The 20,751-nt window shown below is 66.7% G+C and carries 19 protein-coding genes and 1 pseudogene; 14 read left to right on the forward strand and 6 right to left on the reverse strand.

Annotation, left to right across the window (positions count from 1 at the left end):
* The first annotated feature begins 69 nt into the window (after positions 1-69).
* Positions 70-1,017, forward strand: coding sequence for a cyclase family protein (locus tag QW861_RS11760; RefSeq protein WP_315711362.1), 948 nt, complete (start codon positions 70-72; stop codon positions 1,015-1,017).
* 174 nt (positions 1,018-1,191) lie between these two features.
* On the opposite strand, the gene QW861_RS11765 is transcribed toward QW861_RS11760, so the two are convergent.
* Complete coding sequence (locus QW861_RS11765) at positions 1,192-1,791, reverse strand: helix-turn-helix domain-containing protein (RefSeq protein ID WP_316185731.1); 600 nt, start codon at positions 1,789-1,791, stop codon at positions 1,192-1,194.
* 49 nt (positions 1,792-1,840) lie between these two features.
* Between QW861_RS11765 and QW861_RS11770 the strand changes: the two genes are divergently transcribed.
* From QW861_RS11770 to QW861_RS11780, 3 genes are all read left to right on the forward strand, one after another.
* Positions 1,841-2,683, forward strand: a complete 843-nt coding sequence (locus QW861_RS11770; protein WP_316175156.1) for an oxidoreductase — start codon at positions 1,841-1,843, stop codon at positions 2,681-2,683.
* A gap of 147 nt (positions 2,684-2,830) precedes the next feature.
* Positions 2,831-3,316, forward strand: coding sequence for a Holliday junction resolvase RuvX (gene ruvX / locus QW861_RS11775; protein WP_315752962.1), 486 nt, complete (start codon positions 2,831-2,833; stop codon positions 3,314-3,316).
* Positions 3,317-3,319: 3 nt separating this feature from the next.
* A complete protein-coding gene (locus tag QW861_RS11780) occupies positions 3,320-4,243 on the forward strand; it encodes an AEC family transporter (protein WP_315711357.1) in 924 nt (307 codons plus the stop codon).
* A 10-nt stretch (positions 4,244-4,253) separates the two neighbouring features.
* Here QW861_RS11780 and QW861_RS11785 read toward each other — a convergent pair whose 3' ends face one another.
* From QW861_RS11785 to QW861_RS11795, 3 genes are read right to left on the reverse strand one after another with little or no spacing between them, the layout of a single operon-like run.
* On the reverse strand, positions 4,254-5,078 hold the full coding sequence (locus QW861_RS11785) for a type II CAAX endopeptidase family protein (RefSeq protein WP_316193079.1): 825 nt from the start codon (positions 5,076-5,078) through the stop codon (positions 4,254-4,256).
* Positions 5,075-6,718 carry an acyl-CoA dehydrogenase family protein gene (locus tag QW861_RS11790; protein ID WP_316193080.1) on the reverse strand — a complete coding sequence of 548 codons (1,644 nt, stop codon included), beginning with the start codon at positions 6,716-6,718 and terminating at the stop codon, positions 5,075-5,077. The genes QW861_RS11785 and QW861_RS11790 overlap by 4 nt, the downstream gene beginning before the upstream one ends.
* Before the next feature lie 22 nt (positions 6,719-6,740).
* Complete coding sequence (locus tag QW861_RS11795; protein ID WP_316165441.1) at positions 6,741-7,466, reverse strand: M15 family metallopeptidase; 726 nt, start codon at positions 7,464-7,466, stop codon at positions 6,741-6,743.
* Positions 7,467-7,617: 151 nt separating this feature from the next.
* On the opposite strand from QW861_RS11795, the gene QW861_RS11800 reads away from it, so the two are divergent.
* The 5 genes from QW861_RS11800 (at position 7,618) to dprA (ending at position 13,246) form a co-directional block, all read left to right on the forward strand.
* Positions 7,618-8,571, forward strand: a complete 954-nt coding sequence (locus QW861_RS11800; protein WP_315752967.1) for an aspartate carbamoyltransferase catalytic subunit — start codon at positions 7,618-7,620, stop codon at positions 8,569-8,571.
* Positions 8,572-8,594: 23 nt separating this feature from the next.
* The gene (locus QW861_RS11805; RefSeq protein ID WP_315752968.1) at positions 8,595-9,896 is read left to right on the forward strand and encodes a dihydroorotase; all 1,302 of its coding nucleotides are present in this window, start codon (positions 8,595-8,597) and stop codon (positions 9,894-9,896) included.
* Positions 9,897-9,926: 30 nt separating this feature from the next.
* Positions 9,927-10,523, forward strand: coding sequence for a glycerol-3-phosphate 1-O-acyltransferase PlsY (gene plsY, locus QW861_RS11810; RefSeq protein ID WP_315711352.1), 597 nt, complete (start codon positions 9,927-9,929; stop codon positions 10,521-10,523).
* Between the two features lie 147 nt (positions 10,524-10,670).
* The gene (locus QW861_RS11815; RefSeq protein ID WP_315752969.1) at positions 10,671-12,065 is read left to right on the forward strand and encodes a patatin-like phospholipase family protein; all 1,395 of its coding nucleotides are present in this window, start codon (positions 10,671-10,673) and stop codon (positions 12,063-12,065) included.
* A gap of 62 nt (positions 12,066-12,127) precedes the next feature.
* Complete coding sequence (dprA, locus tag QW861_RS11820) at positions 12,128-13,246, forward strand: DNA-processing protein DprA (protein ID WP_315711350.1); 1,119 nt, start codon at positions 12,128-12,130, stop codon at positions 13,244-13,246.
* 3 nt (positions 13,247-13,249) lie between these two features.
* Here dprA and QW861_RS11825 read toward each other — a convergent pair whose 3' ends face one another.
* A complete protein-coding gene (locus QW861_RS11825; RefSeq protein ID WP_315711348.1) occupies positions 13,250-13,648 on the reverse strand; it encodes a helix-turn-helix domain-containing protein in 399 nt (132 codons plus the stop codon).
* 97 nt (positions 13,649-13,745) lie between these two features.
* On the opposite strand from QW861_RS11825, the gene QW861_RS11830 reads away from it, so the two are divergent.
* Positions 13,746-14,357, forward strand: coding sequence for an FMN-dependent NADH-azoreductase (locus QW861_RS11830; RefSeq protein ID WP_315711347.1), 612 nt, complete (start codon positions 13,746-13,748; stop codon positions 14,355-14,357).
* 126 nt (positions 14,358-14,483) lie between these two features.
* Positions 14,484-14,678: pseudogene (locus QW861_RS11835) on the forward strand (transcriptional regulator); the annotation flags it as partial.
* A 13-nt stretch (positions 14,679-14,691) separates the two neighbouring features.
* Here the strand turns inward: QW861_RS11835 and QW861_RS11840 are convergent.
* Positions 14,692-14,901, reverse strand: a complete 210-nt coding sequence (locus tag QW861_RS11840) for a hypothetical protein (protein ID WP_315712655.1) — start codon at positions 14,899-14,901, stop codon at positions 14,692-14,694.
* A 225-nt stretch (positions 14,902-15,126) separates the two neighbouring features.
* On the opposite strand from QW861_RS11840, the gene topA reads away from it, so the two are divergent.
* From topA to QW861_RS11855, 3 genes are read left to right on the forward strand one after another with little or no spacing between them, the layout of a single operon-like run.
* The gene (gene topA / locus QW861_RS11845; RefSeq protein ID WP_315752970.1) at positions 15,127-17,898 is read left to right on the forward strand and encodes a type I DNA topoisomerase; all 2,772 of its coding nucleotides are present in this window, start codon (positions 15,127-15,129) and stop codon (positions 17,896-17,898) included.
* 4 nt (positions 17,899-17,902) lie between these two features.
* A complete protein-coding gene (rnr, locus tag QW861_RS11850) occupies positions 17,903-20,284 on the forward strand; it encodes a ribonuclease R (RefSeq protein ID WP_315752971.1) in 2,382 nt (793 codons plus the stop codon).
* Entirely contained in the window at positions 20,281-20,727 is a 447-nt protein-coding gene (locus QW861_RS11855; protein WP_315711344.1) for a DUF983 domain-containing protein, read from the forward strand. The genes rnr and QW861_RS11855 overlap by 4 nt, the downstream gene beginning before the upstream one ends.
* The last annotated feature ends 24 nt before the right edge of the window (positions 20,728-20,751 follow it).

Raw genomic sequence — 20,751 nt, forward strand, 5'->3', positions numbered from 1 at the left:
TTTACTACGTTAGGATGCAGCGCTGGCCAGCGCGAAACGAACAAACGTCAACATGTCGGAGGAAATGCGATGCGCAACGCGTTCGTGTTGTGCTGTTCGATTGCCATGATGGGTGCGATCGGGACGGCCAATGCCCAGGACAAGACCCCGGATTGGACGAAATCGAAATGGGGCCCACAGGACGAGATCGGCGCGGCCAACTACATCACGCCGGAGCTCGTGGTCAAAGCCGCCTCGCTGGTGAAGACCGGCAAGACCTACCCGCTCGGCATGATCGTCGATTCCAAGACGCCGGCCTATCCGCCGCGTTCGTTCAAGATCACCGTGGTGCAGCCGGGCCAGGCCGGAATTCCCGGCCTTGGCCCGAATAAGGCGACCTACAATGACGACATCGTCGAAGGCTGGGTCGGCGTCGGCAGCCAGATCGACGGGCTCGGCCATCTCGGCATCGAGCACGTCTATTACAACGGCAACAAGCTGCTCGACTTCGCCGATCCGACCGGCCTGAAGAAGCTCGGCATCGAGAAGGTGCCGCCCTTGGTGGCGCGCGGCGTGCTGCTCGACATGGCGGCCTATTACAACACCGACGTGGTCAAGGAAGGCACCGCGTTCAACGTCAAGGAGATCGAGGAAGCTGCCAAGAAGCAGGGCGTCGAGATCCGCCAGGGCGACATCGTGATCTTCCACACCGGCTGGCTTGGTTTGATCGGCAAGGACGATAAGCGTTACGGCGCCGGCGAGCCCGGTCTCGGCGTCGAGGGTGCCAAATACCTGACCTCGAAGGGCGTGGTCGCGGTCGGGGCCGACAACTGGGCGGTGGAGGCGATCCCGTTCGAGTCGCCGAACCTGTTCGAGGTGCACCAGATCCTGCTCGCCATGAACGGGACCTACATCCTGGAGAACATGAACACGGCCGACCTCGCCAAGGACAAGGGCTACGAGTTCCTGTTCGTGCTGGGTCAGCCGCGCTGGCGCGGCGGCGTCCAGGGCATGATCAACCCGATCGCGATCCGTTAAGCTCCGCCGATCTCCTCGTGAGGGCATCCCGGGAGCGCCGCGTCCTCACGAGGAGTCTGGAATCGTCCTGCGAAAGCAAGCCTTGGACAAGGAGTCCGCCACAGGCGCGCCTGGAGCCGGCCGACACAGACCTGGGATCGGTCGGTCAGTCGATCAAGCCGCCCCTATCGGACGTTAATGGAGGTAGGCGAGCAACAAGGCACTCGCCATGTCTCGCGCACGCGGGGCGAGCGCCGCGTCCGACAATTCGCCCGCAGTCCAGAAGGACAACACGCCGCGGAAACTGAAGGCGAGTTGCTCTGGAAGGCAGCGCAGCGCTTGTTCTTGCCGGCTGGCCGTCAGTCCCTCTCCCTTTCCCAAGGCCAGTGCCCAGAAGGCAGTGGATCGGGAAAGCGTCTGACCGGGCGAAGCCTGGGCGGCACCCAGCCATCCCATCACGGTCCGGTTCACGTCTGGATTCTCCAACATCACCGCCACCGCCGTATCAATAGCCAATAGCACGCGTGTCTTCGTATCTCTCGATGGTGGCGCGGCGGTGTACCGCGTCTCCATGATGTCGATCCGACGTATGGAGAGAGCCTGCATGATCGCCGCCTTGTTGCCAAACTGATTGAACGGCGTCGCGAAGCTGACCCCCGCCTCAGCGGCAAGGTCTCGCATCGAGAAATCGGCCCTGCCCTGACGGAGAAGCCGCTCTGCCGCATCGAGGACGTGCCGACGAAGCGGCTCGCCTCTCATGCCAATGGATGAATGTTCGGTCTTGCGAGGTGCCATGCAATATCTATATCATGATATAGATAACCTTGTCATGCGGAGTTGTACGATGGCGGCTGCCGAATCGAAGATTTTCCTCGTCACTGGCGTCAGTTCGGGCTTGGGCCTAGCGTTCGCAAAGGGCGCGCTGGCCGCCGGCCATCGGGTGATCGGGACCGTGCGAAGGGTCGGGGATGCCGAGGCTTTTGCCGCGCTTGCAGCGGGCAAGGCTCATCCTCTCGTGATCGATGTTACCGATTTCGATGCAATCCCGGCTGCTGTGGCAGAGGCCGAGAAGCAGATTGGCGCGATCGACGTCCTGGTGAACAATGCCGGCTACGGTCACGAGGGCACGCTGGAGGAGTCCTCGCTCGACGATCTGCAGCGGCAGTTCGCCGCCAACGTGTTCGGCCCTGTCGCGATGATGAAGGCCGTGTTGCCGGGGATGCGCGCGAGGCGGCGCGGCCATATCGTCAATGTGACCTCCATGGGCGGCTTCATCACCATGCCCGGGATCAGCTTCTATTGCGGCAGCAAGTTCGCGCTGGAGGGCATCTCGGAGTCGCTCGGCAAGGAAGTGGCCCCCTTCGGCATCCGCGTCATTGCGCTTGCGCCCGGTCAGTTTCGTACCGATTGGGCGGGACGGTCCATGGATCGCACGCCGCGCAGCATTTCCGACTACGACGCCGTCATGGATCCGATTCGCGCCGCCCGATTGGCCAAGAGCGGAAACCAACCCGGCGATCCCGCGAAGGCCGCACAGGCATTGCTTGCCCTCGTGGAAGCCGAAAAACCGCCTGTGCGGCTGTTCCTCGGTGAGGACGCGCTGGCCCTGGTCGAGCAGAAGATCGAGGGCATGAAAGCCGAAGTGAGTGCCTGGAACAAGCTCTCGCGCTCCACCAGCTTCGCTTGATGATCCAAAGCCGGCGCATCCGGGAAAGACTGCAACGCTCGACATCTGGGCCGGTCGACTCGCGTGCGCGAGCTTCATCGGGGCGGCGAAGCGATGCACGTCCTCACCTGCTGGCCCGCCACGCACCTGCGTGTTAAGCGCATTGCCATGCTCGCCCCCATCCTCCCCCTCATCGAAGCCGCTGGCCGCTGGCCCGAGCGCGGCGCGCTCGTCGGCCTCGATCTCGGCACCAAGACCATCGGCGTCGCCGTGTCCGATCCGGACCGGCGGCTCGCCACCGGCGTCGAGACGATCCAGCGCAAGGCCTTCAAGGCCGACGCGGCGCGACTGCTGGCGATTTGCACCGAGCGCAAGGTGGTCGGCTTGGTGCTGGGCCTACCCATCAACATGGATGGCAGCGAGGGGCCGCGGGCGCAGTCGACCCGGGCGTTCGCGCGCAATCTCGCCGGCCTCACCGACCTGCCGATCGGCCTGTGGGACGAGCGGCTGTCGACGGCTGCGGTCGAGCGCGAGCTGATCGGCATGGATGTCAGCCGCGCCAGGCGCGCCGAGGTGATCGACACGCATGCGGCGATCTTCATCCTGCAGGGAGCGCTCGATCGGCTTGCGACCTTGCGCCAGTCCGGTCGCTAGCCCATGAGCCCCGTCGCCGCGGCGCTCGCGCCGGTATTCCTGCTGATCGTGGTCGGCTTCGGCCTGCGGCGCAGCCTGATCCGGCTGGATACGCAATGGCACGGGCTCGAGCGGCTGACTTATTATGTGCTGTTTCCGGCGCTGCTGATGCAGAGCCTGGTGAAGGCCGATCTCGGCAAGGTGCCGGTCGCCGGCATCGGCGGCGCCTTGTTCCTGGCGATGCTGGCGATGTCGGCGCTGTGCCTCGCGCTGCGGCCGCTGCTCACCCGCTCCGGCATCGATGGTCCGGCCTTCACCTCGATCTTCCAAGGGGCAACCCGCTGGCAGACCTACGTCGCGCTCAGCGTCGCCGGCAGCCTGTTCGGCGCGTCCGGGCTTGCGGCGGCGTCGGTGGCGATGATCGCGATCATCCCAATGGTCAACGTGTTCAGCGTCGCCGTGCTCGCCCACTACGCCTCGCCGACCCGCCGCTCGATGCGTGAGATCCTTGCCACCATCGTGCGCAATCCGCTGATCTGGGCCTGCATCGCCGGGCTCGCGCTGAACGTGGCGCATATGCCGCTGCCAAAGCTCTGGCACGATGCCGCCGATGCGCTCGGACAGGCCTCGCTGCCGATCGGCCTGCTGGTGACCGGCGCCGGCCTGCACTTCGAAGGCTTGCGCCGCGCTGGCCCGGCCGCTGCGCTCGGCGTCGTGCTCAAGCTGGTCTTGATGCCCCTCCTCGCGATCGGGCTCGCCGGATGGTTCGGCGTCACCGGCCCGAGCCTCGTCGTCGTCGCGATCTGCGCGGCGGTACCGACCTCGCCCAGCGCCTATGTGCTGGCCAAGCAGATGGGCGGCGACGCGCCGCTGCTGGCGCAGATCATCTCGCTGCAAACGGTGCTGGCGGCGCTGACCATGCCGCTCGCGATCGCCTGGGCGAGCTGAACGCGTCCGTTCAGGAAGAACCGCTGGCCAGCCACATGGTCTGCACCGTGGCGGCGAGGTTGTTGAGGCCGTGCAGCACCATGGTCAGATAGGTGGAGTGGGTACGAGAGCGCAGATAGCCGAACCACACGCCGAGGGAAAACACGTTGATCAGGGCGAACCAGTCGTACTGCAGATGCAGCACGGTCCACAGCAAGGACGACAGCACGATGGCGCCGGGCACGCGCAGGAAGGAGTCCGACCAGCCGCGGTAGAGAAAGCCACGCGCCATCAGCTCTTCCGACACTGGTGCGGCGACGCAGAAGGCGATGACCAGCAGCCAGACCACGCCGTCGCCTCTGGCGGTCTTCATGATGTCCACCATGAAGCTCGCCGACTTCTCTTCGCGTCCCGTCAGCTGCGCCGCCAGCTCCCAGCATCCCAGGATCACGACCATCCCGACAACGCCAAAGACGAAATTCTTCCAGCCGGTCCAACGCAGGCCCAGATAGTCGACGAACGACATGCGGGTGTGGCGGACGGCAAAATAGATCGGGATCAAAATGGCCGGGACGCCCATGATCGCCGACAGCGAGACCGTGAGCGACCGGCTCGCGATCTGGATCATGGCCAACTGAAACGCGGCCATGCTGTCGATTGGACCCTCATGGCGCAGCAGGAAATAGACGATCGGAGTCAGCTGGCCGATGAAGAACACGACGATGATGAGGAGGGCCCACAGCAAGGTGCGCCAGAAGCCGAGCGTGCGCGGCTGATGATGCGCCGGAACGACCTGCTGCGGCGGGTTGCCCGGATCGAGCGAATCCATCACGGCGGCTTCGGGAGTGTCGGTCAAGGCAGCGCGCGCTCCAGCAAGCTACGGATGTCTGAGCGATCGAGATCGACCGCGCCATACATGCTCGGGTGAACATTGGCGAGCCGCGTGGCGGCGAAAAGCTCCGCATGAGCGGGCATAACGAGGTTGAGCGCGGCGGCGGCTGCGAGCAGCGCCAACTTCTCGACTGCGAGGCGCGCGACGCGCTCGGAATCCGGCCGGCGGAAGCTGGTCTCGATGAAGGCGAGCGCCTCCGCCGCGCCGGGCAACCCGCTGGTCTCTGCTTTGAGATGCATCAGGACGTGCGCGGCCGCCTCCGCCTCGCGCGCCAGCGCCCGCAGCACGTCCAGGCACATGACGTTGCCCGAGCCTTCCCAGATCGCATTGACCGGCGACTCCCGGAAATGGCGGGCGAGGATGCCGTCCTCGACATAGCCGTTGCCGCCCAGGCATTCCATCGCCTCATACAGGAACGGCGGCGCGCTCTTGCAGACCCAGTATTTGATCGCCGGTGTCAGCAGCCGCACGTAGTTCGCCTCCCGCGGCGACAGATGCGCGCGATCGAACGCCTGACACAGCCGCATCACCAGCGCCACCGTCGCCTCGACATGGAGAGCCATGTCGGCGAGCACCGCCTGCATCAGCGGCTGGTCGGCGAGATGCTTCTGGAACACGCTGCGATGGCGCGCATGATGCAGCGCGTGCGCGAGCCCCGAGCGCATCAGGCCGGCAGACGAGATCGCGCAATCCTGCCGCGTCAGTTGCACCATCTGGATGATGGTGCTGATGCCCCTGCCCTCGTCGCCGACCCGCTCGGCATAGGCGCCGACGAACTCCACCTCCGACGAGGCATTGGAGCGGTTGCCGAGCTTGTCCTTCAAGCGCTGGAACTGGATCGCGTTCACCGAGCCATCCGGCTTGAAGCGCGGCATGAAGAAGCAGGTCAGGCCGGCATCGGCCTGCGCCAGCACCAGGAAGGCGTCGCACATCGGCGCCGACATGAACCATTTATGCCCCGTGATGCGATAGCCATCGGTCGTACGCTCAGCGCGCGTCAGGTTGGCGCGCACGTCGGTCCCGCCCTGCTTCTCGGTCATGCCCATGCCGAGTGTCATGCCGCGTTTTTGCCACCACGGCGCAAACGCCGGATCGTAGTCATCGGTCGCGATGACCGGCATCGCTCTTGCCAGCAGATCAGGCTGGGCGGCCAGCGCCGCCACCGAGGCCCGCGTCATGGTAATCGGGCAGAGATGGCCGCTCTCGACCTGCGAGGCGATATAGAACTTCGCGGCGCGCACCACCTCCGAGCAGCCGCCGACGGGCTGGCCTTCTGCCGTCCATGTCGAATTGTGCAGGCCGGCCGCAGCTGAGCGCGTCATCATCGCATGGTAGGCCGGATGAAATTCGACGACGTCTCGCCGAAAGCCCTTGGCGTCGAAGCTGCGCAGCTTCGGCGTGTTCTCATTGGCGAGCCGGCCCTGCTCGGCCATCTCGGCCGAGCCCCATAGCTTGCCGAAAGCTGTCAGCTCCTGCTCGGCTCCGGCACCATCATTGGCCTTCAAGGCATCCATCAACGGCCGGTCGGCCGTGAACAGATTGACGTCCTCGAACGGCGGCGACTGGTTGAAGACCTCATGGGTCGCGAAGGAAGACTGCATCATGGCCGTGCCCTACAGAGATCGATCATCGGCGCGGCCGAATGGGAAAAACATAAGTCGTCGCGCCAGCGCCCGGCAGCGAAAAGTGCCACCACTCCTTGGCATAGTTCACAAAACCTTGCCGCGCCATCACCGCGACCAGTTCGTTGCGCCAGCGGCGCTGCTCCGGTGTCAGGTTCTGCGCGGCGGTATGAGCCTTCACGTCGGAACAATCGTAGCCGGTTCCCATGTCGACGCCGCCCTCGGGCGCGCGTAGCGCTGCGGGCGCGGTGCAGTCCGCGTAGTCCTTGGCCGGGTCGAACGCCGCGGAATTGTCGGCCGCGAGCTCGACCAGCGTGAGATCGAGCGCCGCACCGGTCGAATGGCTCGAACGCACGGCGATGTAGCCGAGACGGAACAGGTCCTGCTTGGCAATGCGCGGACTGTAGCGGCGGCCGGCCGTGGTCTCGACGCCGTCCTGCGACCAGGCCAGCATCTCTGCGACCGCACGCACCGGCCGGTAGCAGTCGAGCATCTTCAGCGACAGGCCGCGCGGCCGCAGCTCGGCCTGAGCCGCCTGCAGCCGCCGCGCCACGTCACGCGTCACGACGCATTCGGCCGCCTCGTAGCCCGGCAAGGGTCGGCCGACGAAATTGTTGCTGCCGGCATAACGGATGTCCTGGAGGATCGTCGGGTCGATGTCGCGGAGATAGACGAAATCGAACGGCAACGCGGCCGCGCCGGCCGGCACGATCGCCGCCAGCAGGATCAGGGCGTATCGGAGCGGACCTCTTCCGGCGATGGCCCGCCAGTCCCCGGTTTGGAGCCCCCCGAGAGGCTCGGAAGACGGAACGGGGGAAAACTCGGAACCCCGGCTTTCGGCCTTGCCCCCCATGGAAACCGCGCCTATAGCTCTGGCTTTAATGGCAACCTCTCCGAAATCGACTTTCGTCCTCGGGCACCGGCATTTGCTGGGAATCGAGGGCCTTTCCGCCCACGACATCACCGGCCTCCTCGATCTGTCCGAGGAGTATGTCGAACTGAATCGTCAGGTCGACAAGAAGCGCACCGTGCTGCGCGGCCGCACCCAGGTCAACCTGTTCTTCGAGGCCTCGACGCGGACCCAGTCGTCGTTCGAGATCGCTGGCAAGCGGCTCGGCGCCGACGTCATGAACATGTCGGTGTCGTCCTCGTCCATGCGCAAGGGCGAGACCCTGATGGACACCGCGGTCACCCTGAACGCGATGCATCCGGACATCCTGGTCGTCCGTCACCACGCCTCCGGCGCGGTGGAGCTGCTGGCGCGCAAGGTCGACGGCTCCGTGATCAATGCCGGTGACGGCGCGCATGAGCATCCGACCCAGGCGCTGCTCGATGCGCTGACCATCCGCCGCAACAAGGGCCGCATCGAGGGGCTGGTCATCGCGATCTGCGGCGACGTGCTGCACTCGCGCGTCGCGCGCTCCAACATCCTCTTGCTCAACACCATGGGCGCCCGCGTCCGCATCGTCGCGCCCTCCACTTTGCTGCCGCCGGGCATCGAGCGCATGGGCGTCGAGGTCGCGCGCGACATGCGCGAAGGGCTCAACGGCGCCGACATCGTCATGATGCTGCGGCTGCAGCGCGAGCGCATGAACGGCTCGTTCGTGCCGTCCTCGTCGGAATATTTCCAGTATTTCGGGCTCGACCAGAAGAAGCTCGCCTACGCCAAGCCCGACGCGCTGGTCATGCATCCGGGACCGATGAACCGCGGCGTCGAGATCGAATCCATCGTCGCCGACGGCACGCAATCGCTGATCCGGGAGCAGGTCGAAATGGGCGTGGCCGTGCGCATGGCCGTGCTCGAGGCTCTGGCCCGCAACCTGCCCAACGCGTGATACAGAAGTCGGGACCAAACGCCATGCTGACCGACCGCCGCCCGATCCTGCTTGCCAATGCGCGCGTCATCGATCCCTCCCGCGACTTCGACGGCCCCGGCGACGTGCTGATCGCCGACGGCGTGATCCGCGACCTCAAGCGCGGCATCGGCGCCGCGGGCGTGCCCGAGGGCACCGATGTCGTCAACTGCGCAGGCAAGATCGTGGCCCCCGGCCTGATCGACATGTGCGCCTTCGTCGGCGAGCCGGGTCTGGGCCATCGCGAGACCTTCGCCAGCGCCAGCCAGGCCGCCGCCACCGGCGGCATCACCACCATCATCTGCCAGCCCGGCACCGAGCCGGTGATCGACAATTCGGCGACCGTCGACTTCGTGCTGCGCCGCGCCCGCGACACCGCGATCGTCAACATCCAGCCGATGGCGGCGCTGACCAAGGGCCTGCGCGGCGAGGAGATGACCGAGATCGGGCTGTTGCGCGCCGCCGGCGCCGTCGCCTTCTCCAACGGCCACACCAGCGTGATGAACGCGCAGGTGATGCGCCGCGCACTGACCTATGCGCGGGATTTCGACGCCCTGATCGTGCATCACGCCGAAGATCCCAATCTCGTCGGCGAAGGCGTCATGAACGAAGGCGAGTTCGCCTCGCGGCTCGGCCTCTACGGCATCCCGCCCGCAGCGGAAGCCGTGGTACTCGAACGCGACATGCGCCTGGTGGCGCTCAGCAAGGGCCGCTATCACGCCGCCGCGCTGAGCTCGGTGGACTCGCTCGACATTCTCAGGCGCGCGCGCGAAGCCGGCCTCACCGTGAGCGCGTCGGTCTCGATCAACCACGTGACGCTGAACGAGAACGACATCGGCCCCTACCGCACCTTCCTCAAGCTGACGCCGCCGCTGCGCACCGAGGCCGACCGCCGCGCATTGGTCGAAGCGCTGGCCTCGGGCCTCATCGACGTCATCATGTCGGACCACACGCCGCAGGACGTCGAGGTCAAGCGGCTGCCATTCGCGGAGGCTGCGAGCGGCGCGGTCGGGCTCGAGACCATGCTGCCGGCGGCGTTGCGGCTCGTGCACAATGGCGAGCTGAGCTGGACGACCCTGATCCGCGCCATGTCGACGCGGCCCGCCGAGCTGCTCGGCCTGCCCGGCGGCAGCTTGCGGGCAGGCGCGCCGGCCGACATCATCGTGATCGATCCGGACGTGCCCTGGATCCTCGATCCGGCCGACCTCAAATCGCTGTGCAAGAACACGCCGTTCGACGAAGCCCGCTTCACCGGCCGCGTGGTCCGCACCATCGTCGGCGGCCGCACCGTGTTCGAACATGTCTGACGCAAGGCGAAGCTTGGAAGGAGTGGTGTGATGGGTTCCGAAGCCTTCCTGCCGGTCGCTCTCATCATCGGCTATCTCCTGGGGTCGATCCCGTTCGGCCTGATCCTGACCAAGCTGGCCGGCACGCAGGATCTGCGCAGCATCGGCTCCGGCAATATCGGCGCCACCAACGTGCTGCGCACCGGACGCAAGGGGCTCGCGGCAGCAACCCTGCTCGGCGACGCGCTGAAGGGTACGGCGGCGGTCATCATCTCGGGCTATCTCGGCGGCCCGAATGCCGCGATGATCGCGGGCCTCGGCGCCTTCCTCGGTCACTTGTTCCCGGTGTGGCTGAAGTTCCGCGGCGGCAAAGGTGTCGCCGTTTACATCGGTATTTTGATCGGTCTGTTCTGGCCGGGCGCGATCTTCTTCTGCCTGGTCTGGCTCGCCACCGCATTCGCGCTCCGCTACTCATCACTCGCGGCACTCGTCGCCAGCGTGCTGACACCCATCGTGTTGTGGGCATTCGGCCACACCGCGCTGGCGGCCCTGTTCGCCCTGCTCACACTGTTGCTCATTTACATGCATCGCGAAAACATCAAGCGATTGCAGTTGGGCACCGAGAGCAAGATCGGGGCGAAGAAGTAGTCGCTCCGGACAAATACGGAGCAAATACGGAAAACCTGTGTTGCGCCCTGATTTCACAGCGGCTGCGCAGCAACACCGGCGATTCATCAGCTCATAAGTTAACGCGGGACTCTGGCGTGAATCATGATTGCCTGTCATGATTCCTGCATGTGGTTACGCAAGACCAACTCCAGCGGTTCGTCGGCCACGCACGATGACCGTACTGATCAGGCTCCGGCGCAGCAGAAGGCGGCCCCGGCCCGGTCGAACGCCAGCCTGCTGCTATCGGCCGCTGAGATCTGGTCGACCGGCATCACGGCCGCTGCAGAACCGGCGCAGACGCCCGAGACGCCTGCCGGGCCGGTCATGTCGGACGTCGCGCTCCCCGCCGAAATATCCGAGCCCAGCCCTGCGCCGGAACGAGCCGATGGCGCGCCGGCCGTCGCCGAGATGATCATGGCGGCCACGAGCACGCCCGTGATCAGCGAGACAAAGACCGCAGAGGCGCCCGAGCGAACGCTCGCGGAGACGATCGCAACGGTTAAGCTGCCGCCGCCGCCCCGGACATGGCCGCCGCGCAAGCTGTCGCTGGCCCTGCAGGGCGGCGGAACGTTCTCGGCCTTCACCTGGGGCGTGCTCGATCGCCTGCTCGAGGAACCCGGTTGCGACTTCGACACCATCAGCGGCGCCAGCGCCGGTGCGGTCAACGCCGCGCTGCTCGCGAGCGGGCTCGCCAAGGGCGGCCGCGACGAGGCGCGCAACCGGCTCGCTTTGTTCTGGACCCGGCTGATGGAGGAGGCGTCGTTCCGATCGCTGCTGGTGATCGGCGCGTACTCGCCGGCGAGCAGCTCGGTGTCGTTCGGTGCGGGGCTGCGCGGCGGACGCGCCGACCCGCTCGATCTCGATCCGCTCCGCGACATCCTCCGCGAGACGATCGATTTCGACGCCGTGCAGGGCCCGGCCGCGCCCCGCCTGCTAGTTGCGGCGACCCGGGCCCGTGACGGCCTGCCGCAGATCTTCCGCAATGCCGGCATCACGCCAGATGCACTGCTCGCCTCCACCTGTCCCGCGCAACTGCACGCCGCTGTCGACATCGAGGGCGAAGCGTATTGGGACGGCGGCTACGTCACCAATCCGCCGCTGATCCAGATCGCGCATGAGTCCAGCGCCGCCGACCTGCTGGTCGTTCAGGTCACGCCCGCGCGCGACGGCCATGTCCCGATGACCTCGGCCGCGATCGATCGCCGCCTCGACCAGATCGCCGGCAATGCGGTCCTGAACGCCGAACTCGCGGCGCTCGAATGGGCGCGCAGCGACGGCCTGCATCCGCCGCGCGTCCATCGGCTTGCGGCCGAGGACGAGATCGAAGCCCTGGCTCAGCGCGATGCGACCGATCTCGGCAGCGACTTCGTCGAGCTGCTGTACCAGCGCGGACGCGACGCAGCCGAGCGCTGGCTGCGCGAAGCTCCGGTCGGCACCACGCCAGCCATCCAGGGCGATCAGCCGGTGCTATCGTCTCCGGTGTCCGAGTCCGAGGATGTGCGCGACGTCGCGCCGGCGTAGCGCGCCCTCTTCCCTGCGTCCTCGGGTTGCTCCATTCTAGTCCCCGGTAAAGGGGGCTTTGCGTGGATGCCATCAACACGACGATCGAGCTGAGCGACACCGAGCGGCGCGACCGGCTGCGCCTGATCCGGTCCGACAATGTCGGCCCGCGCACCTTCCGCTCGCTGCTCGACCATTTCGGCACCGCGCGCGTAGCGCTCGACCGGCTGCCCGATCTGGCACGCCGCGGCGGCGCGGCCGGAGCCGGCCGGATCTGCACGGTCGGCGAAGCCGAGGCCGAACTCGAAGCCTGCAAACGGCAAGGCGTCGAACTGCGGGCGCCAGACGAGGACGGCTATCCGCCCCGCCTCGCCACCTGCGAGGATGCGCCTCCGTTGCTCGCGGTGCGTGGCGCCCGCGAGACGTTGATGCGCCCGATGATCGCCATCGTCGGCTCGCGCAACGCCTCCGCCGCCGGGCTGAAATTTGCCGGCCAGATCGCCCACGAGCTCGGCCAGGCCGGCTTCGTCGTCATCTCCGGCCTCGCCCGCGGCATCGATCAGGCTGCGCATCGCGCGAGCCTCGGCAGCGGCACGGTCGCGGTGCTCGCCGGCGGCCATGACCGGATCTATCCTCCGGAGCACGTCGACCTGCTCGGCGCCATCATCAGTGGCAGCGGCGCCGCAATCTCCGAGATGCCGCTCGGACACGAGCCGCGCGCCCGCGACTTTCCCCGCCGCAACCGGCTGATATCAGGCGCCTCGCTCGGCGTCGTCGTCGTCGAGGCCGCGCATCGATCGGGCTCGCTGATCACGGCGCGCATGGCCGGCGAACAGGGCCGCGAGGTCTTCGCCGTCCCGGGCTCGCCGCTCGATCCCCGCTGCGCGGGCACCAACGATCTCATCAAGCAGGGCGCCGCGCTCGTCACCGAAGCCGCAGACATCATTCAGGCCGTCGGCCCGATCATGGAGCGGCCGCTGCCCTTTTCGCTGCGCGAGCCGGAGGAGGAGTTGTTCGCCCCCGATCCCGAAAGCCACGACCGCGCGCAGATCACAGCCCTGCTCGGCCCGACCCCGGTGTCGGTCGACGACCTGATCCGGATCAGCGGCCTGTCACCCGCCGTGCTGCGCATGGTGCTGCTCGAGCTCGAGCTGGCCGGCCGCCTGGAGCGCCACGGCGGCGGGATGGTGTCGCTGACCTGACTCTCAGTCAGCATCCCTGCGCGCGTCGAAGCGCGAGCGCGCCTGCTCGATCAGCTCCTGGTGCTGCATGGCCCACTGTCCGAGCGCCTGCACCGGCTGCGACAGCCCGCGGCCGAGATCGGTCAGCTCATAATCCACCCGCGGCGGGATGGTCGGAAACACCGTCCGCGTCACCAGCCCGTCGCGCTCGAGGCCGCGCAGGGTCAAGGTCAGCATTCGCTGGGAGATGCCGCCGACGAGCCGCTTCAGCTCATTGAAGCGCTTCGGCCCGTCCTGAAGCATCATGATGACGAACACGCTCCATTTGTCGCCGACACGCGCCAGGATCGAGGCCACACCCCGGCAATCATTATGATTTGGCTGCGTCGGGAGGTCGGGATCATCGCTGTCAGCAGGGGTCATGGCTGTGCCCGGGTTTCAAAAATGTGCGTTCTTGTGGGGTTACAGCATAGTCACTCATAGTGCGCCAGTTACAAACCAATACCGAGGTAACTGACCCATGACCCTCCTCCTCCACATCGACTCCAGCGTGCTCGGCCCCAACTCCGTCAGCCGTCAGGTGTCCGCCGCGATCGTCGCACGGTTGCGCCAGATCACGCCGGGGCTGGAGGTGACTTACCGAGATGTCGCAGCCGAGCCGCTGTCGCATCTGTCCGGAACGCATGTCGCCGTCGCATACGGTGCGCCCGTTGAGGATCCCGCAGTGAAAGCTGATGTCGCGGCCGGACAGGCCGTCCTGGAGGAGTTCCTGGCCGCCGATATCGTCGTGATCGGCGCCCCTATGTACAACTTCTCCATCCCGAGCCAGCTCAAGGCCTGGGTCGACCGCATCGCTGTCAAGGGCAAGACTTTCACCTATGGCCCGAACGGCCCGCAAGGCCTGGCCGGTGGCAAGCGTATTATCGTGGCGGTCTCGCGCGGCGGCCATTACGGCGCGGACACGCCGATGGCGGCATTCGAACACCTGGAGACCTATTTGCGCAGTGTCTTCAGCTTCATCGGCGTCACGGATCTCGAATTCGTTGCGGCCGACGGTGTCCAGATCGGCCCGGAGCATCGCGAGCAGGCGCTGGCGAAGGCGATTCAGACGGCCGGCGGTCTCGCCGCTTGAGTCCCTCGGTGGCTGCCGCCGGCAGCCACCGCTTTCAATCCCGGGGGCAGGTCTCAAACCGCCACCGACCCGGCCGGTTAGCCCCGAAAGATCGGCGCTCCGGCCGGCGAGCTCGTGGCACCGCCATCGCCGAAGGGCCGCGGCCTGTTTCCGATCCTGGTCGCACTGCGGCAGTGGAGCGAGGAATTCGACGAGCACCCCGACGAGATCGCCACCGCGCTCGTCGACCGCGCGAACGGCAGGCCGGTTCGCGAGCTGCTGCTGACTGCGGAGGACGGCCGGATGCTGGCGCCGGAGGAAACCGCCCTCCCCCCGCGGTGAGCGCGGGCGGCCGTCAGCAGAGCCTGCGGCGGCTGCGCAGCCTCAGATGCTCCTCGGCCTCAAGGTTCGCCATGCGCAGGAGGTAATCGAGCATGTCGAGACGATGGCGCTGCGCCAGATGCGACAGGCTGGCCGTCACCTCGGCGATCAGCGCCGCCGCGGCGTCGGGATCCTCCACCATCGCCTCGACGTCCGGGTCGCTTTTGTCCGCTGCCTTGGCCAACAACCGTCACCCAGCATAAGGAATTTGACGAAAAACAACCTCAAGAGAGCGCGGTTCTCATCGTGCTCCGTACAACCTGATAGGTACTTCGCCGGTCCAACGCAATCGCCTTTCAACATCCCTCGATTTGACAGGAACCCCCTCACCACCCATGTTCGGGTCAACGCAGCCGGCGCGAATCCCGCGAAGCCAGCTTCAATCCTTCCACTAAGCCATTGGAAATACATGAATATCGTCATCGTGGAGTCGCCTGCCAAGGCCAAGACGATCAACAAGTATCTGGGCTCCTCCTACGAGGTTCTGGCCTCTTTCGGTCATGTCCGCGACCTTCCGGCCAAGAACGGTTCCGTCGATCCGGACGAGAATTTCCGCATGATCTGGGAGGTCGATCCCAAGGCGGCGGGCCGACTCAACGACATCGCCAAATCGCTGAAGGGCGCTGACCGGCTGATTCTCGCCACCGACCCTGATCGCGAGGGCGAAGCGATTTCCTGGCATGTGCTGGAGGTGTTGAAGGAGAAGCGCGCGCTCAAGGATCAGAAGATCGAGCGCGTCGTCTTCAACGCCATCACCAAGCAGGCCGTCTCGGAGGCGATGAAGCATCCGCGGCAGATCGACGGTGCGCTGGTCGACGCCTACATGGCGCGCCGCGCACTCGATTACCTCGTGGGCTTCACTCTCTCTCCCGTGCTGTGGCGCAAGCTGCCGGGCGCCCGCTCGGCCGGACGCGTGCAGTCGGTCGCGCTGCGCCTCGTCTGCGATCGCGAGCTGGAGATCGAGAAGTTCGTGCCGCGCGAATACTGGTCGCTGATCGCAACCTTGGCGACGCCGCGCGGCGACACCTTCGAGGCGCGTCTCGTCGGCGCCGATGGCAAGAAGATCCAGCGGCTCGACATCGGCACCGGCGCGGAGGCCGAGGATTTCAAGACCGCGCTCAACGCGGCGAGCTACACGGTCGCGACCGTCGACGCCAAGCCGGCGCGCCGCAACCCGCAGGCGCCCTTCACGACGTCGACCCTGCAGCAGGAAGCGAGCCGCAAGCTCGGCTTCGCGCCGGCGCACACGATGCGCATCGCGCAGCGTCTCTATGAAGGCATCGACATCGGCGGCGAGACCACCGGTCTCATCACCTATATGCGAACCGACGGCGTGCAGATCGACGGCTCGGCGATCACCCAGGCCCGCAAGGTGATCGGCGAGATCTACGGCAACAAATATGTGCCGGAGAGCCCGCGCCAGTACCAGGCCAAGGCCAAGAACGCCCAGGAAGCGCACGAAGCGATCCGCCCGACCGACCTGTCGCGCAAGCCGGCCGAGCTACGCAAGCGGCTCGATGACGACCAGGCCAAGCTCTACGAGCTGATCTGGACCCGCACCATCGCGAGCCAGATGGAATCCGCCGAGCTGGAGCGCACCACCGTCGACATCATCGCCAAGGCCGGCGCCCGCACCCTGGAGCTGCGCGCCACCGGCCAGGTCATCAAGTTCGACGGCTTCCTCGCGCTGTATCAGGAAGGCCGCGACGACGAGGAGGACGAGGACGGCCGCCGCCTGCCGCAGATGAGCCCGAACGAGCCGCTGAAGCGGCAGAATCTCGCCGTCACCCAGCATTTCACCGAGCCGCCGCCGCGCTTCTCGGAGGCCTCGCTGGTCAAGCGCATGGAGGAGCTCGGCATCGGCCGGCCCTCGACCTATGCCTCGATCCTGCAGGTGCTGAAGGACCGCGGCTATGTGAAGCTCGAAAAGAAGCGGCTGCACGGCGAGGACAAGGGCCGCGTCGTCATCGCCTTCCTGGAGAACTTCTTCCGCCGCTACGTCGAGTACGATTTCACGGCGGATCTCGAGGAGCAGCTCGACCGCATCTCCAACAACGAGATCGCCTGGCAGCAGGTGCTGAAGGATTTCTGGACCGGCTTCATCGGCGCCGTCGACGACATCAAGGATCTGCGCGTGGCGCAGGTGCTCGACGCGCTCGACGAGATGCTGGGGCCGCACATCTACCCGCCGCGCGACGATGGCGGCGATGTCCGGCAGTGCCCGACCTGCGGCACCGGACGGCTCAACCTCAAGGCCGGCAAGTTCGGCGCCTTCGTCGGCTGCTCGAACTATCCGGAATGCCGCTACACCCGCCCGCTCGCCGCCGACAGCGAGGCCGCGGCCGACCGCGTGCTCGGCCAGGATCCGGACACCGGCCTCGACGTCGTCGTCAAGGCCGGCCGCTTCGGCCCCTACATCCAGCTCGGCGAGCAGAAGGATTACGCCGAGGGCGAGAAGCCGAAGCGCGCCGGCATCCCGAAAGGGACGTCGCCCGCGAGCCTCGAGCTCGACTACGCGCTGAAGCTGCTGTCGCTGCCGCGTGAGGTGGGCATCCATCCGGAGACGGGTCTGCCGATCATCGCCAATCTCGGCCGCTTCGGGCCGTTCGTGAAGCACGACAAGACGTATGCGAGCCTGGAGGCCGGCGACGAGGTGTTCGACATCGGCCTCAACCGCGCCGTCACCCTGATCGCCGAGAAGATCGCCAAGGGCCCGAGCAAGCGGTTCGGCGCCGATCCCGGCAAGGCGCTCGGCGACCATCCCTCGCTCGGCCCTGTCGCCGTCAAGGCCGGCCGCTACGGCGCCTATGTCACCGCCGGCGGCGTCAACGCCACCATTCCCGGCGACAAGGAAAAGGATACGATCACGCTCGCCGAGGCGATCGCCCTGCTCGACGAGCGCGCCGCCAAGGGCGGCGGCAAGAAGGCCAAGGGCAAGGCTGCGGCGAAGCCGGCCAAGGCTGCCAGCAAAGCGGCTGCCAGCAAGGCCAAGCCGAAGACCGGCGGCGACGACGACACGCCGAAGCCGGCGAAAAAGGCCGTGGCGAAGAAGGCGGCCGCCAAACCGAAATCAGACTCCACCAGCAAGGCGCGTGCGCCGGTTGCCAAGGCCGCCAAGACCTCGGCCAAGCCTGCGACCAAGGCGACGCCCAAGAAAAGCGCCGGCAAGGCCCGCGGATGAGAAAATGACCCAAAAGCGCGACATCGGCTTCCCTTCGCGGGAGGCCATCGTCGCCTTCATCCGCGCCAATCCGGGCAAGGTTGGCACCAAGGACATCGCCCGCGCGTTCGGCCTGAAGAACGCCGATCGCGTCGCGCTCAAGCAGTTGCTGCGCGAACTTGTCGCCGACGGCACGGTGAAGAAGAGCGGCCGCAAGAAGGTCGTCGAGACCGCGTCCCTGCCGGCCACGCTGGTCGCCGACATCACCGGGCGCGACAGTGACGGCGAATTGATCGCCAAGCCGGCCGAGTGGGACGAGGCCGAGCAGTCCGAGCCGCCGCGCATCCGCATCCACACGCCGCGTCATGCCGGGCCGGGCTCGGTGGCCGGCGTCGGCGACCGCGCGCTGCTGCGGGTCGAGCCGATCAAGGATGATGGCGGCGTGTCCTATCGCGGCCGCGTCCTCAAGGTGCTGGATCAGGCGCGGCCGCGCGTGCTCGGCATTTTCCGCAGCAATCCAGGCGGCGGCGGCCGCCTGATTCCGGTCGACAAGAAGCAGGCCGGACGGGAGCTCTCCATCGCCCCCGCCGACACCAAGGACGCCAAGGACGGCGATCTCATCAGCGTCGACCTGCTGCGCGGCCGCGGCTACGGCCTGCCCTCGGGCCGGGTGAAGGAGCGCTACGGCTCGGTCGCGACCGAGAAGGCGATCAGCCTGATCGCCATCCATGCCCACGAGATCCCGATGGACTTCTCGGCCGCAGCCGTCGCTGAGGCCGAAGCCGCGCAGCCCGCGACCTTGAAGGGCCGCGAGGACTGGCGCGAGCTGCCGCTGGTCACGATCGATCCGCCCGATGCCAAGGACCACGACGACGCGGTTCATGCCGAGCCGGATCCCGATCCGAACAATGTCGGCGGCTTCATTGTCCATGTCGCCATCGCCGACGTCGCCTACTATGTGCGGCCGGGATCGGCGCTCGACCGCGACGCGCTGATCCGCGGCAACTCGGTGTATTTCCCCGACCGCGTCGTGCCGATGCTGCCGGAGCGCATCTCCAACAATCTGTGCTCGCTGGTGCCGGGCGAAGCGCGCGGCGCGCTCGCCGTGCGCATGGTGCTCGGGGCCGACGGCCGCAAGCGCTCGCACTCGTTCCACCGCGTGCTGATGCGCTCGGCCGCCAAACTGTCCTACGCACAGGCGCAGGCCGCCATCGATGGCAAGCCGGACGACGTCACCGGTCCCCTGCTCGAGCCGATCCTGAAGCCGCTCTATGCGGCCTATGAGGTCGCCAAGCGCGGCCGGGACGCGCGCGATCCGCTCGACCTCGACATTCCCGAGCGCAAGATCCTGCTCAAGAAAGACGGCACGGTCGACCGCGTCGTCGTGCCGGAGCGCCTCGACGCCCATAGACTGATCGAGGAGTTCATGATCTCGGCCAACGTCGCCGCGGCCGAACTGCTGGAGAAGAAGGCGCTGCCGCTGATCTACCGCGTGCATGACGAGCCGACGGTGGAGAAGATCCATGCGCTGCAGGAATTCCTGAAGACGCTCGACGTGCCCTTTGCCAAGAGCGGCGCGCTCAGGCCATCGCTGTTCAACCGCGTGCTGACGCTGGTGGCCGGCCAGGACTACGAGCATCTCGTCAACGAGGTCGTGCTGCGCTCGCAGGCGCAGGCGGAATATTCGACCGACAATTACGGACATTTCGGCCTGAACCTCCGCCGCTACGCGCATTTCACCTCGCCGATCCGCCGCTACGCCGACCTCGTCGTGCATCGCGGCCTGCTGCGCGCGCTGGGCCTCGGTGACGGCGCCCTGCCCGACAGCGAGACGCCGGATCATCTCACCGAGGTCGCGGCGCAGATCTCGGTCACCGAGCGGCGGGCGATGAAGGCCGAGCGCGAGACAGCCGACCGCCTGATCGCCCACCACCTCGCCGACCGCATCGGCGCGACGTTCCAGGGCCGCATTTCCGGCGTCACCCGCGCCGGCCTCTTCATCAAGCTCGACGATACCGGCGCCGACGGCCTGGTTCCGATCCGGACCCTCGGCACGGAATATTTCGACTATGATGAGACGCGGCATGCGCTGATCGGCCAGCGCAGCGGTGCCATGCACCGGCTGGGTGACGTCGTCGACGTGCGTCTGGTAGAAGCTCAGCCGGTGGCCGGCGCGCTGCGCTTCGAACTCTTGACGCAGGCCGACGTGCTTGTCTCGCGCCACGGCCGCCGCGAGCGGCCGAAGGGCAAGGCCGGGATCAAGGCAAGGGCCAAGAGCAAGGCAACGAAGCGCGCCAAGGCCGAGGCGCGGCCGAAGCACAAAGAAAAGAACCGCAAGGAAAGTCAAACGGCAGGGGCAAAACGCAAGCCCGGCACATCGAAGAAAGGCAGATCGTGGACGCCATGACCTCAACGCCCAGCACATTGCCCCCGCAGACGTGGACGCGCGACACCGGCCTCGCCGAGAAGCGCGACGTCTGGACAGCGATGAAGCGCGGCCTGCGCGGCCGCTGCCCGCGCTGCGGCGAGGGCAAGCTGTTCCGCGCCTTCCTGAAGGTCGCGGACAACTGCGACCGCTGCGGCCAGGATTTCTCCGGGCATCGCGCCGACGATCTTCCAGCCTATCTCGTGATCGTCATCGTCGGCCACATCATCGTGCCGCTGGTGCTCTCGATCGAGACCAACTACGCGCCGCCGGTGGCGCTGCAGCTCGCGATCTATCTGCCGGTGACCTTGGTCGCCGCGCTCGCCTTGATTCAGCCGGTCAAGGGCGCCGTCGTCGGGCTGCAATGGGCGTTCCGCATGCACGGCTTCGACGACAATCCGGTGGAAGGCATTCCGCCGGTCTGAGCGACCAGACAATCAACGAATAAG

It is taken from the genome of Bradyrhizobium sp. SZCCHNRI1029, from assembly GCF_032487555.1.
Lineage (GTDB): Bacteria > Pseudomonadota > Alphaproteobacteria > Rhizobiales > Xanthobacteraceae > Bradyrhizobium.